The sequence below is a fragment of the Micromonospora sp. NPDC020750 genome (genome assembly GCF_044334565.1).
In the GTDB taxonomy this organism is placed as follows: Bacteria; Actinomycetota; Actinomycetes; order Mycobacteriales; family Micromonosporaceae; genus Micromonospora.
Genome location: NZ_JBIRTH010000003.1, coordinates 682,258 through 695,389 on the forward strand (window position 1 = coordinate 682,258; position 13,132 = coordinate 695,389).

Here is a 13,132-nt window from a genome sequence, read left to right on the forward strand (position 1 = left end):
TGCCTCGGGCTAGTCCTTGTTCAGATCGACGATCACGCCCTGGTCGGCGCAGGCAGTCTGCAACCCCGACATGTGAGTGGTCAACGGCCCCATGTACGCCAGCGCACCCATCTCCTGCCCCTTGGGAAGCTGATTGACCTGCCAGGCGACATCCATGAGCGCGGTTCCGTGTTCGCGGATCTTCTCGTGGCGGGAGTCTTCGAACACCTCCCGCGCCTCCCGATACTGCGCTTCGGTGATCTTCTCGTCGTCGCCGACGTCTTCGCTGCCGTCGGGGCTCTTTCCGTCGCGCATGGCTTTGCAAGCGGCGACCCCGGAGTCCTCCTTGATGTAGCCGTCCCACACGACGTAGCCGATGGTGCCGACGGCGAGGACACCGATGGTTGCTGCGGCGACGACGATGAGCGGCCTGCGGCTGGGTTTCGCTGGCGGCGTGGGAAAGGCGGCGGGCTGCTGTGCGGGCGGGTACGGCTGTCCGGCGGGGTCAACCCACGGCTGCGGCTGAGGTGCCGGGATGGCCGGGATATGGTCGGGCTGCTGGGGAGGGTGGGTCAAGGAAGCTCCTCGTTCGGGTACGGCTTGGTCGATGGTGGTGGTTGGGGCGGCTTTGGTCTTGCCCGCTGTCGGATAGGTGACTGCGGGTGTGCCCGGATGGTTGCCGGTCAGCGACCGTTGAGTGTGGCGAAGCGACGTCCGATGCCGTGACACACCGAGCAGTACGGACTTGACACCCGGGCAGACGCCCGCCCCCACCATCGCCCTGTCCATCCTCGGCTCCAGCGTCGTCGCCGGCGTGCCGCGCCCACCCGCCGGGCCGGCTGGTGAAGTTGGTGACCCGATGACCGACACCCGCGACCTCGACGCCGCCATGCTGATCGCCTGGAAGTACGGCACCTGGAAGACCCTCACCCCTCTGCATGATCGACCGACAGCGTGAGGCTGCCGCCGCGGCCGTCAACCGGGTCGACGAAACCGGCCTACGTGCGCTGGTGGAACATGATGGCCCCGCCTCTGATCGAGCTGGTCATGGTGATTGCCTCCCCAGGAGCCCAACGACTGTGACAAGCCCACCAACCAGCACCACGAGACCAACAAGCATCAAATAGAGTGTCATCCCGCCCAAAACCGCCTGAAGATCGCGCTGGTCGAACCATACGTAAAGTCCGACTCCTGCGGTTGCCAGCAGCAGGACGGCGACACCCACCACGATGAGCGGGTTGGCTGCGAGGAAGTCACCGGCGACAGCCAGCAGGAAGATGATCGCCGCCGCGATGAGGTTCGCCAACACGTTGACTCCGACGTCCCGGGCTAACTTTCGTCGGGCGGCTGCTGCGGGTTGCGGCTCGGTCACGCGCTCATGGTGAACTATTGCGTCGACCTGTCGTCCATGCTGGATTCTGGCGTGGGGGGAGGCCACCACGGTCACCCTCGCCAACTACGACCTCAAGGTGGGTGACGTGTTGGAGGTGGCGCAGGGGGTGGAGCGACTGCTGGAGGACAGGTACGCGGGCGCCCCACAGCCGGACTGCCCGGTGTGCAAGGACCAAGCGCGTACGCGCCTTCTCAGCTTCCTTCCGGGCCGCCGGGCCGGGCGGGATCGCCTCGGTCAGGTAGTGCCGCTTCCTTGGTGATGGGGTCGATGCCCGCGTTGACCTTCACCCTGAGTGAGCCGCTGGGCAGTTCCGCGATCTCGCCGCGCTGACGCTTCGCGCCCGTTCGCTGTCCCCATGAGGACAGGCCGCAACTCGCCTCGCACCACGAGCAGCACCACGGGAAGGCCACTGATCTAGTGTTTTCGCCTGGTGGGGCGGGCGGGGCTCGAACCCGCGACCGAGGGATTATGAGTCCCCTGCTCTAACCCGCTGAGCTACCGCCCCGCTACCGCGCCGGATCGTAACCCGCGTGGCGGATCACTGACCACCGCGAAACAGCCCCATCCATCCGCTCACCGGACGGCTCATCGGTGATCCAGCACGATGGGCTACGCGAGGATAACAGCACGAAGCCGTCGATGAAGGGCTCGGCCCGGGGCGCGCAGCTCGGCGAGGACCGACCCGGCGGTACGCCACCCGTTGGCCGGCGCACCCTGGATGAAGGCTCGGCGGGCCGCCGGCTCGACCGTGGCCGTCGGGCCGACCACCGAGGTGGCTACCAGGTGCCGCCCGTCCGGCACGTACGTCGGTGAGGGCGCATACGCGCCGCAGCCGATCAACGCCGGGAATGGTCCGACGGTCTACGAAGCCGACGCAAACCTCTTGATCACCGCGCTGAACGGTGGGCAGGTGGGGGAAAAGGAACGCCCGCCGGGGGCGGCGGGCGTTGGTGTGGAGCTTGGCTCCCCCGTTTGGACTCGAACCAAAAACCTGCCGGTTAACAGCCGGCTGCTCTGCCAATTGAGCTACGGGGGACCGCTGTCGCCTGGACCGGAATCCTCCGGTGCCCGGTGACGGCACAAGAATACAGGACTGCCGGGGGGTTTGGTCCAGGGGGTTACCGACCCGGCCCGACCGGGCGGGGGCCTGCGGCGGCAACAGGAAACCAGACAATTCGTCATCCTGGCACAACCAGGTATGAGCACGGAGGAGGATGGGTAGTTAGCTGTCGACAGAGAAGATAGGCGCGAGATGATCGCCACGGGGTCCGCCCCGGGGAGACGATGGCGCGTCAGGTACGGAAGGAGCCGCCATGCGCGGAAAGATCATGTTTCTTGGCGGGCTGGCTGCGGGATTCGTCCTGGGCGCCCGTGCCGGTCGGGAAAAGTACGAGGAGCTCGTCGTCCGGGGCCGCAAGGTGCTCGACCACCCGACCGTCCAGGAGGCGGCCGGGGTCGCGCAGGCCCAGGCCAACCGGCTCTACAGCGAGGGCAAGGACAAGATCAGCCAGTCCAGGCTGGGTGAGAAGCTGAGCACCAGCGGCAACGGTAACGGCACGCAGGATCTGACCGCCGCCGACAAGCCGTTCGCCGGCACGCCGGCCGCAGTCGGTGCCAAGGCGGGCAACAACTCGTCCGGCACCACCTCGACGGGGCCGACCCCGAGCACCGCCGCCCGCCCCAAGCCGTCCGGCACGGGGACCAACGGCAGCACGCTCTGACCGACCGTACGACGACAGACGGGCCGGCCGCCTTCGGGCGACCGGCCCGTCTGCTGTCCGCCGGCTCAGGGGCCGCCGGCTCAGGGGCCGCCGGCGTGGTGGGCTCGGCCCGGCTGATGAGCGACGCCGTCCACCCCGCCCCGTGACGCCCCGCCCCGTCAGCCGGGCGCGGCCCGGATGACGGGTGGACGGCTCAGTCCCGGCTGCTGCTGAACGCCGCGTCGAACGCGGCGGCCGGGGCGTCGAAGGCCAGCCGGCGGACGAACTGGAGCGCCTCGGGCGCCCCGACGAGACGGTCCATCCCGGCGTCCTCCCACTCGATGGAGATGGGGCCGGCGTACCCGATGGCGTTCAGCGCGCGGAAGCAGTCCTCCCACGGCACGTCGCCGTGGCCGGTGGAGACGAAGTCCCAACCCCGGCGCAGGTCCGCCCAGGGCAGGTGGGAGGCGAGCCGGCCGCGCCGGCCGTCACCGGTACGCACCTTCGCGTCCTTGCAGTCGACGTGGTAGATCCGGTCGGCGAACTCGAGGATGAAGTTCACCGGGTCCAGTTCCTGCCAGACGAAGTGCGACGGGTCCCAGTTCAGCCCGAACGCGGGCCGGTGCCCGATCGCCTCCAGGGCCCGCTTGGTCGTCCAGTAGTCGTACGCGATCTCGCTGGGGTGGACCTCGTGGGCGAACCGGACCCCCATCTCGTCGAAGACGTCGAGGATCGGGTTCCACCGGTCGGCGAAGTCCTGGTAACCACGCTCGATCATGGCCGGGGGCACCGGCGGGAACATCGCCAGGGTGTGCCAGATGGACGAGCCGGTGAACCCGACGACCGTGTCCACGCCCAGCCTCGCCGCCGCCCGGGCGGTGTCCTTGATCTCCTCGGCGGCCCGCCGGCGGACCCCCTCTGGTTCGCCGTCGCCCCAGATCCGGGCGGGCAGGATGCCCTGGTGCCGCTCGTCGATCGGGTGGTCGCAGACGGCCTGGCCGACCAGGTGGTTGGAGATGGCGAAGACCTTCAGGTTGTGCTTCGCCAGGGTCTCCCGCTTCCGGTCGACGTACGAGTCGTCGGCGAGCGCCCTGTCGACCTCGAAGTGGTCGCCCCAGCAGGCGATCTCCAGCCCGTCGTAGCCCCACTCGGAGGCGAGCCGGCAGACCTCGTCGAACGGAAGATCGGCCCACTGGCCGGTGAAGAGCGTGATGGGTCGCGCCATTGTCCTACTCCCCTTGAGGTGATGGGGGATTCCGCGTGCGGACCGGGGCGAGGGTGACCGGCCGGGCCGGTGCGTGGCGGACGTGGCGGGGCGCCGGTGGGCGCGTGAAGGAGCGCCTGGGCCCAGCGGGTTGCGCCTCCCGCCGGGTCACCGGCCACCGCGCACGGTCGCCGCTCCCACTCTAGGACGGCCCCGACCGGTTAGGAAGGGACCACCTGCCGTCATCCGCCCTCCTCCTCAGGGGGTGGGCAACTCGGCGCGGACCGCGAATCCCCGCCGGGGCGGGGCCGGCGGCGCTCCCGGCACGGGGAGGGGCCTCAGCCGACGGCCGGGGCCCCTCCTACCAGCTCACTCCGGCTAGGGCAGGGTCCACTTCTGGTTCGCGTTGGTGTGGCAGGTCCACAGGTGCACGGGGGTGCTGTCGGTGGAGGTGTTGCCGGAGACGTCCAGGCACTTGCCCGACCCGGCGTTGCGCAGCGTGCCGTCGGCCTGCGCCGACCAGTTCTGCGCCCCGGTGCCGTTGCACGTCCAGAGCTGGATCTTCGTACCGTCGGCGGTGCCCGCCCCGGAGACGTCCAGACACTTGCCCAGGGCCTTGACGGTGCTGTTCGACGACACCGCCCACACCTGCGCGGCACTGCCGTTGCAGGTGTAGATCTGGACCTGGGTGCCGTCGGCGGACGCGCCACCGCGCACGTCGAGACACTTGCCACCCAGACCCCTGACCGGGCCGGTGCCGTTCGTGGGGGCCGCCGACCGGACCAGGGTCACGTCGTCGACGTCGAACAGGCCCGCCCCGGTGCCGGCGAAGGTGAGGTACAGGTTCTGGGTGCCGGCCGGCACCCCGGTCAGCGGGGCGCTGACGTCGGCGTACGTCGTCCAGCTCCCGGTGTTGGGCACCGCCACCTGGCCGAGCACGGCGCCGGTGGCCGATCCGGCGCGGAACTGGATGGTCCCGCCGGGGCCGCCGGAGACCACCCGGGCCCGCACCGAGGTCACCCCGGTCAGGTCCAGGCCGTGGTAGCCGGCCCAGTCGCCCGGGTCGACGTACCCCAGGGTCTGGCCGCCGTTGGCCCCGGCCTTGGGGTACGCGCTGACGCCGCTGGCGGCGCTGTACGTCTCGGCCTGGAAGGTGGTGTTCCCGGCCGGCGGGCCGCCCAGCTCCCTGATCCGGATGTTGCGGAACGCGGCGTCGTCGCCGGTGCCGTGGTTCTGGATGCCGATGTGGCCGGCGAGCGAGCGGGCCGGGTCGGTGTTGGTGAAGTCGTTGATCCTCACCCCGTTGAGGAGGACCTGGAGCCGCTCCCCCTCGACCAGCAGCTCGTAGGTGTTCCACTCCCCCGGCGGGTTGAGCGCCGCGTCCCGGGCGGCCAGGTCGGCGGACTTGAAGGTGTAGACCGCCCCGGTGGTGCGGTCGGCGGCGTCGGTGGCGTCGATCTGTACCTCGTAGCCGTTGTTCACGGCGGAGTTCGGGTCGGTCGACGGCGGGAATCCGACGAACACGCCGGAGTTGTCGTCCCCGGCCAGCTTCCAGTCCAGCTTGAGCGAGTAGTTGGTGAACTGCTTGGCGCTGTACCAGTACAGGCCCATCCCGCCGACGGAGGTGAGGGTGGCGTCGGCGTTGGTGAAGCTCCCCGGCCCGGCCTGGGACCAGCCGGCGGTGGCGCCGTTGTAGAGGGGGGTGTAGCCGGTCTCGGGCCGGCAGTCGGCCTTCGCCCGGCCGGCCGCGTACCGGATGCCGCCGAGCAGGTGGGAGCGGAAGGCCGGCTCGGCGTACGACGCCTGGGTGTGCCCGCCGCCGGTGTAGAAGGACCGGCCACCGTTGTACGTCTTGCACCAGGCGTGCGGGTGGTCGCCGCCCATCGACCCGCCGGAGTACGTCGACTCGTCGAGGGTCGCCAGCACGTGCGCGGTGGAGCGGGCGTTGGTGCGGTAGTTGTACCACTCGTCGGTGCGCGGCCAGGACTGCGCCAGCGCGGCGGTGGCGGCGTGCGCCCGGTCCTCCACCTTGACGGTGGCCTGCTGGATGGCCGGGTGGGAGGCGAACCAGGCGCCGACGAGGTTGCCGTAGAACGGCCAGTCGTACTCGGTGTCGGCGGCGGCGTGCACGCCGACGTAGCCGCCGCCGGCGCCGATGTACGACTCGAAGGCGGCCTGCTGGTTCGCGTCGAGCACGTCGCCGGTGGTGTTGAGGAAGAGCACCGCCTCGTACCTCGCCAGGTTGGCGGTGCTGAACGCGGCGGCGTCCTCGGTGGCGGTGACGGTGAAGCTGTTGGCCGCGCCGAGGTCGCGGACGGCCTGGGTGCCGACCGCGATGGAGTCGTGCCGGAAGCCTGCGGTCTTGGAGAAGACCAGCACGTCGTAGGGGGCGTCGGCGGCCGAGGCCGGGGTGGCGGGAGTGGTGCAGGCGAGGACGGCGAGGGCCGTGCTGGCCGCGCCGAGGACGGGACGGAGGAGTCTGCGCATGTCGCTCTCCTGGGGCTTCGCGCTGCGGGAGGGTGGGGTCGACCGGGCCCTCTGCGCGACGGGATTTCTCGGCAGGGGACCCTTCCTCGCACCCGGCTAGGGCAGGGTCCACTTCTGGTTCGCGTTGGTGTGGCAGGTCCACAGGTGCACGGGGGTGCTGTCGGTGGAGGTGTTGCCGGAGACGTCCAGGCACTTGCCCGACCCGGCGTTGCGCAGCGTGCCGTCGGCCTGCGCCGACCAGTTCTGCGCCCCCGTGCCGTTGCACGTCCAGAGCTGGATCTTCGTACCGTCGGCGGTGCCCGCCCCGGAGACGTCCAGACACCTGCCCAGGGCCTTGACGGTGCTGTTCGACGACACCGCCCACACCTGCGCGGCACTGCCGTTGCAGGTGTAGATCTGGACCTGGGTGCCGTCGGCGGACGCGCCGCCACGCACGTCGAGACACTTGCCACCCAGGCCCCTGACCGGGCCGGTCCGGGTGGTGACGGTGGTGGTGTCCAGGGTGAACGCGTCCAGGTCGTAGAGCGCCCCGGCCCCGCCCGCGAAGGTGAGGTACAGGGTGGTGGTGCCGGTTGGCGCGCCGGAGACCGCGCCGGTGACCGTGGTGAACGTGTCCCACGCCCCGGTGACCGGCACGGTGGCCGAGCCGAGCACCGTCCCGGTCGCCGAGCCGGCCCGCACCTGGAGGGTGCCGCCCGTCCCCGCCGAGGAGACCCGGGCGCTGAACGAGGTCACGTTGCCGAGCTGGTACGGCTGGAAGGCGATCCAGTCCCCGTTCTCGATGTTGCCGACGGTCTTGCCGCCCTCGGCGGTGCCCTTGTCGAACACGGCGATGCCGGCCGAGGACTTGAAGTGCTCCGCCTGCCGGTGCCGGGGCTGGAGGGTGTGCTGGGTGTGCGTGGTCAGCCCGCCCGAGTCGGTGTACTCGGCGTCGAAGATGGCGAAGATGTTCGCCGCGTCGTCGTGCTCGCCGTCGACCGGAATGGCGATCGAGCCGGAGCAGCCGACCGCCGAGGTGATCTGGTGGCCGTGCTGGTCGTGGCCGAGCACGTAGGTCATCTTGACCTTGGTGCAGTCGATCGTGCCGTCCTCGGGGTCGGTGACGGTGATGCTGAACGGCACGGTGTCGCCGAAGGAGAAGAGCTTGCCGTTGCCGGGGCTGTTCACGGTCACCGTCGGGGCGGTGTTGCCCACCGTGACGGTCACGCTGGCGTTGCCGGTGGCCCCCTGCGGGTCCCGCACGGTAAGCGTGGCGGTATAGGAGCCGTTCGCCGCGTACGTCTTCGTCGGGTTGGCGGCGGTGGAGGTGCTGCCGTCACCGAACGCCCACGAGTAGGTAAGCGCCCCGCCGTCGGGATCGGCCGACCCGGCCGAGGAGAAGTTGACTGTCAACGGGGCCGCCCCGGAGGTGCGGTCCGCCGCCGCCCGGGCCGTCGGGGCCCGGTTGCCGCTGCCGATGTGATCGAAGCGGTAGAGGGCGGAGTTGGCGTCACCGTTGAAGTAGCCGGTGCCGTAGTCGAGCACGTAGTACGCGCCGTCCGGGCCGAAGGCCGAGTCGATCACCTGCTTGCCGGTCCATGGGAAGGCGTCGATGGTGCCGGGCGAGCCGTCGGCGTTGACGTGGATCGGCTTGATCCAGCCGCGGCCGAACTCGGTGGCGAAGAACTGCCCGTCGAAGGACTGCGGGAACTTCGTCGTCGAGGTGGAGGCGGCGTTGTACCGGTAGACCGGGCCGCCCATCGGGGACTCGGAGCCGCCGCCGAACTCGGGCGGGGTCCCGGCGTCGCCGCCGTACCGGATCCAGGCCGGCTTCGCGGCCGGCAGCTTGCTCAGGCCGGTGTTGCGGAACGAGTTGTTGGTCGGCCCGCCCGCGCAGTCGTACTTGGCCCCGCCGGTGCCGGCGGCGAAGTCCCACTCGTTGTACGTCTCGGTGGCGGTGTTGGTGCCGGTGCAGTACGGCCAGCCGTAGTTGCCGGGTCCGGTGACCCGGTCGAACTCGACCTGCCCGCTGGGGCCCCGGGTGGCGCTGGTGGTGCCGGCGTCCGGCCCGTAGTCGCCGACGTGGACGATCCCCGTGGCCTTGTCGACGCTGAGCCGGAACGGGTTGCGGAAGCCCATCGCGTAGATCTCGGGGCGGGTCTTCGCGGTGCCGGACGCGAACAGGTTCCCGGCGGGGATCGAGTACGACCCGTCCGTGTTGACCTTGATCCGCAGGATCTTGCCGCGCAGGTCGTTGGTGTTGCCGGCGCTGCGCTGCGCGTCGTACGCGGGGTTGCGGTTGGTCCGCTCGTCGATCGGTGCGTACCCGGCGGAGTCGAACGGGTTGGTGTCGTCGCCGGTCGACAGGTACAGGTTGCCGGCGGCGTCGAAGTCGATGTCCCCGCCGACGTGGCAGCACATGCCCCGGTCGGCCGGGACGTCCAGCACGTCGACCTTGCTGGCCTGGTTGACGGTGAAGTCGGCGTTCAGGACGAACCGGGACAGCCGGTTGACGCCCTGCCAGGCGGAGAAGTCGGTGCCGGTGGCGGGGGCGTCCCCTGCGGGGGTGGACAGCGGCGGCGCGTAGTAGAGGTAGATGTGCCGGTTGGTGGCGAAGTTCGGGTCGACCCCGACGCCCTGCAACCCCTCCTCGTCGTGGTTGTAGACGGGCAGGGTTCCGATGACCGTGGTGGTGCCGGCGGCGTCGGTGCGGCGCAGCGTGCCGTTGCGGGCGGTGTGCAGGACCGACCGGTCCGGCAGCACGGCCAGGGACATCGGCTCGCCGGTCTCCGCGACACCCCGGGCCAGCTCGACCTGTTGGAAGTCGCTGCCGCTGATCACGTGCGCGGCGGCCGGGGTGGGGCCGCCGAGGGCGACCGGGCCGGCGCCGAGGCCGACCGCGCCGGCGGCGACGACGAGCAGCAGCGCCGCGGCGGCGGTGGGCCACCGTCGGAGGTGGCGGGTGAGAGCGTCCTTGATGGACATGGTTGTGCGGTCCCTTCCTGACGTCTGACTGCCAGGCGGGCGCGCGCCGTCGCGCCGGATGCCGTAGCGGGGGATGCGCTCGGGCCGTCGGGTGCCTGCCCGACCGCCGCGGCCTCCGGGCGGGACGGGTGCGGGCCCGGAGGTCACCAGTCGATGGGTAACCGCGCCGCCGGTTCACCTCGACGAAACACCATCGCGATGCCCCAGACATTAATGTCCGCGAATGAACTGTGTCCATACCTTCTGACCACTCAACCTGAACTTTCGCTCACGCCGGCAAAAGTTCCGCCCGCGCCGCCCGCGCCGCCTTCGTCGTGGGTTCGCCTGGGTCGCGGGGGTCGCTGGGTCGCGGGGGTTCGCCGCGGCGTCGGGCGCGACCGCGAGCGGCAGGTCGCGGCGTCGCCCACACCGCCGACAACCACCAGCGAGAGCCCGGCTCCGGGAGTGGACAACGGAATCAACAGGGCGAAGGGAGCGCCCAGGCATTCGAGGAGGAGAAGGCCGCGCGCCGTTCCGAACCTGCTCTCGACTCAGGCGTACCCGGCACGCCGCCGGCCCGTCGATGACCAGATGCCCCGGCCAGAGGCCGAGTTCGATGCGGGGCACGCCCCGCCCGACCGCCCGCCCGAGGGCGCGTCCGGCGACGAAGGCGGCGACGACGCCACCGGACGGCACCCGGGACGGACGGGACGGGCGGGGCTGGCAGGCAGGGCCGGTCGGCGTCCCGTCCCTGCCTCCCCCGCGTCCGTGGTGCGTGGTGCCTGTGCCTGGTGCGTGGTGCCGTGGTGCGCGGGCTCCCGGTGCGGCCGGGGAATCCCGGTCCGGCCGCACCGGACGACCGTCCTGCTCTCGTACGGCGCGGGCCGCAGCCCGTCGTCGCACGCCCTCCGGAGCCGACCTCGTCCCCGCCGCGGGGCGCAACCGCGGCGGATCCCTCGCCGGTCGGTCCGGAGAACCTCTCGGGCGGTGGCGACGGCACGCGCCGCCACCGCGGTTCCTTCACCGGCCGACGGTCGTCGCCGGTGTGCCCGGCGGTGGCGACTTCGGGCCGCCTCCGCCGGGGCGCGTTCAGGCGGGAACCGCCTCCAGCGTCGGTTCCACGCCGGTCCACGAGGAGCCCAGCTCCGCCGAGCGGATCACCGCGTCCAGCACCAACTGGACCTGCAAACCGTCGGCGAACGAGGGCGCCGGGTCGACGCCGGTGGCGATCGCCTCGACGAAGTCCCGCATCTGGTGGGTGAAGGAGTGCTCGTAGCCGATGATGTGGCCGGGCGGCCACCACGCCGACATGTACGGGTGGTCCTCCTCCGTCATCAGGATGCGCGTGAAGCCCTGCTCGGCGGCCGGCCGGGTGGCGTCGTAGAACTCCAACTCGTTGAGGCGTTCCAGGTCGAAGGCCACGGTGCCGAGCGAGCCGTTGATCTCCACCCGGAGCGCGTTCTTGCGCCCGGTGGCGAACCGGCTCGCCTCGTACGTGGCCAGTGCCCCGCCGTCGAGCCGGGCGACGAAGACCGCCGCGTCGTCCACGGTCACGGTGCCGGTGGCCGGGCCGTGGCCGTCGAGGGGACCGGTGCCGTTGGCGGCCTGTGCGGCCAGGCCGCTCGACGCCGCCGACAGCGGACGCTCCTTGACGAACGTCTCGGTGACCGCGCTGACCCCGGTGATCCGCTGACCGGTGACGAACTGGGTCAGGTCGATGATGTGCGCGCCGATGTCGCCCAGCGCGCCGGAGCCCGCCCTGTCCCGCTGCAACCGCCAGACCAGCGGGAACTGCGGGTCCACGATCCAGTCCTGGAGGTACGCCGCCCGGACGTGCCGGATGGTGCCGAGCCGGCCGTCGGCGATCAGCCGCCGCATCATGGCCACGGCGGGGACCCGGCGGTAGTTGAACCCGCACATGGACCGTACCCCCGACGCCCGCGCGGTCTCCGCTGCGGCGGCCATCGCCCGGGCCTCGGCCACCGTGTTGGCCAGCGGCTTCTCGCAGAGCACGTGCTTGCCGGCGGCCAGGGCGGCGAGCGCGATCTCGGCGTGGCTGTCGCCCGGTGTGCAGATGTCGACCACGTCGATCTCGTCAGACTCGACGAGGCGACGCCAGTCCGTGGTGTGCGCCTCCCAGCCGAGCCGGTCGGCGGCGGCGGCCACCTTCGCGGTGTCCCGGCCGCAGACCAGCGACATCCGGACCCGCGCCGGCAGGTCGTACACCCGGTTCACGGTGCGCCACGCCTGTGAGTGCGCGGCGCCCATGAACGCGTAGCCGACCATGCCGACCCGCAGGTGACTGTGGTGAGTGGACAAGGTGGGTCTCCCCCCGTGTATCAGAACCCGAGCTTGAGGTAGCTGCTCGCGTTCTCCTTGGTGATCGTCTCGGAGGCCAGCACGATCTCCTTGGGTACCTGGAGCTCCACCAGGTCGGACATCCCCCTGCCCTGGCCGATGAGCCGGGCCAGCGAGATCGCGGAGGACGCCATGGACGGGCTGTAGGTGACGGTGGCCTTCAGGACCGTGTTGTCGGCCTGGATGTCCTCCATCGCCTTCTTCGAGCCGGCACCGCCGACCATGAAGAACTCCTTGCGGCCGGTCTGGTTGACCGCGGCGAGCACGCCGATGCCCTGGTCGTCGTCGTGGTTCCACACTGCGTCGATCTTGGGCAGGGCCTGGAGCAGGCCGGTGGCCGCCTGCTGGCCGGAGTCGGCGGTGAACTCGGCCGGGCGGCGGTTGGCCACCTTGAACCCGGCGGCGGCGAGAGTGTCGGCGAAGCCCTTGGAGCGTTGCTGGGTCAGCTCCAGCGAGTCGATGCCGGGGATCTCGCCGATGACCGGGGTGCTGACCCCCTTGGCCTTGAGCTGCGCGACGACGTAGTTCGCCGCGGCCACCCCCATGCCGTAGTTGTCACCCATGATCTGGAGCCGGTAGGCCAGCGCGTCCGGAAACGCCCGGTCCAGGTTGACCACGGGGATGCCGGCCTTCATCGCCTCCAGGCCGGCGGCGTTGAGTTCCTTGCCGTCGTGCGGCAGCAGCACGATCACGTCCGGCTTCTGCGCGATCAGCGTGGACAGCACCGCCCGCTGGGCCGCCGCGTCCGCACCGGCCTCGACGGTTCTGAAGTCCACGTCGGAGTACGCGCCGGCCTGGGCCTTGGCGTTGGCGGTGATGGCGGCGAGCCAGCCGTGGTCGGCGGCCGGGGCGGAGAAGCCGATGGTCACCTTCTTGCCGGGGGTGCTGTTGCCGCCGGCGGCGTTGTCGGCCGCCTTGGTCTGCGCCGCCGTGGGTGCCGCCTCGTTGCTGGTGCACCCGACGAGCAGTGCGCCGGTGCCGAGGGCGGCCCCGCCGAACAGCAGCCGGCGGCGCGACAGGTCCCGACTGTGCTGGGTCATGACGACCTCCTGGGAAGGGGTGGTGGTG

The 13,132-nt window shown here is 71.0% G+C and carries 9 protein-coding genes, 2 tRNA genes and 1 pseudogene; 2 read left to right on the top strand and 10 right to left on the bottom strand.

Features of this window, described 5'->3' with window-relative positions:
- Positions 1–9: 9 nt before the first annotated feature.
- On the bottom strand, positions 10–555 hold the full coding sequence (locus ACH4T9_RS13735) for a hypothetical protein (protein WP_396671383.1): 546 nt from the start codon (positions 553–555) through the stop codon (positions 10–12).
- A 169-nt stretch (positions 556–724) separates the two neighbouring features.
- Here ACH4T9_RS13735 and ACH4T9_RS13740 point away from each other — a divergent pair, with 169 nt between their 5' ends.
- Positions 725–937 (top strand): hypothetical protein, encoded by a 213-nt coding sequence (locus ACH4T9_RS13740; RefSeq protein WP_396671384.1) that lies wholly within the window; start codon positions 725–727, stop codon positions 935–937.
- Positions 938–1,024: 87 nt separating this feature from the next.
- On the opposite strand, the gene ACH4T9_RS13745 is transcribed toward ACH4T9_RS13740, so the two are convergent.
- The 4 genes and pseudogenes from ACH4T9_RS13745 to ACH4T9_RS13760 all read right to left on the bottom strand — a co-directional run bounded on the left by ACH4T9_RS13745 (position 1,025) and on the right by ACH4T9_RS13760 (position 2,408).
- A complete protein-coding gene (locus tag ACH4T9_RS13745) occupies positions 1,025–1,351 on the bottom strand; it encodes a hypothetical protein (protein WP_396671385.1) in 327 nt (108 codons plus the stop codon).
- 449 nt (positions 1,352–1,800) lie between these two features.
- Positions 1,801–1,877: transfer RNA gene (locus tag ACH4T9_RS13750), tRNA-Ile, on the bottom strand.
- A gap of 104 nt (positions 1,878–1,981) precedes the next feature.
- Positions 1,982–2,185 (bottom strand): annotated as a pseudogene (locus ACH4T9_RS13755) (hypothetical protein); the annotation flags it as partial.
- Between the two features lie 147 nt (positions 2,186–2,332).
- Positions 2,333–2,408, bottom strand: a tRNA-Asn gene (locus ACH4T9_RS13760).
- Between the two features lie 277 nt (positions 2,409–2,685).
- Between ACH4T9_RS13760 and ACH4T9_RS13765 the strand changes: the two genes are divergently transcribed.
- Positions 2,686–3,093 (top strand): hypothetical protein, encoded by a 408-nt coding sequence (locus tag ACH4T9_RS13765; protein WP_396671386.1) that lies wholly within the window; start codon positions 2,686–2,688, stop codon positions 3,091–3,093.
- A gap of 193 nt (positions 3,094–3,286) precedes the next feature.
- Here the strand turns inward: ACH4T9_RS13765 and ACH4T9_RS13770 are convergent, their stop codons facing one another.
- From ACH4T9_RS13770 to ACH4T9_RS13790, 5 genes are all read right to left on the bottom strand, one after another.
- Positions 3,287–4,297: a sugar phosphate isomerase/epimerase family protein gene (locus ACH4T9_RS13770; protein ID WP_396671387.1), complete on the bottom strand. Its 1,011-nt coding sequence runs from the start codon at positions 4,295–4,297 to the stop codon at positions 3,287–3,289.
- 357 nt (positions 4,298–4,654) lie between these two features.
- A complete protein-coding gene (locus tag ACH4T9_RS13775) occupies positions 4,655–6,763 on the bottom strand; it encodes a ThuA domain-containing protein (RefSeq protein WP_396671388.1) in 2,109 nt (702 codons plus the stop codon).
- A 96-nt stretch (positions 6,764–6,859) separates the two neighbouring features.
- On the bottom strand, positions 6,860–9,727 hold the full coding sequence (locus ACH4T9_RS13780) for a PQQ-dependent sugar dehydrogenase (protein ID WP_396671389.1): 2,868 nt from the start codon (positions 9,725–9,727) through the stop codon (positions 6,860–6,862).
- Between the two features lie 1,068 nt (positions 9,728–10,795).
- Positions 10,796–11,992: a Gfo/Idh/MocA family protein gene (locus ACH4T9_RS13785; protein ID WP_396671481.1), complete on the bottom strand. Its 1,197-nt coding sequence runs from the start codon at positions 11,990–11,992 to the stop codon at positions 10,796–10,798.
- A gap of 53 nt (positions 11,993–12,045) precedes the next feature.
- Positions 12,046–13,104 (bottom strand): substrate-binding domain-containing protein, encoded by a 1,059-nt coding sequence (locus ACH4T9_RS13790; RefSeq protein WP_396671390.1) that lies wholly within the window; start codon positions 13,102–13,104, stop codon positions 12,046–12,048.
- Positions 13,105–13,132: the final 28 nt, after the last annotated feature.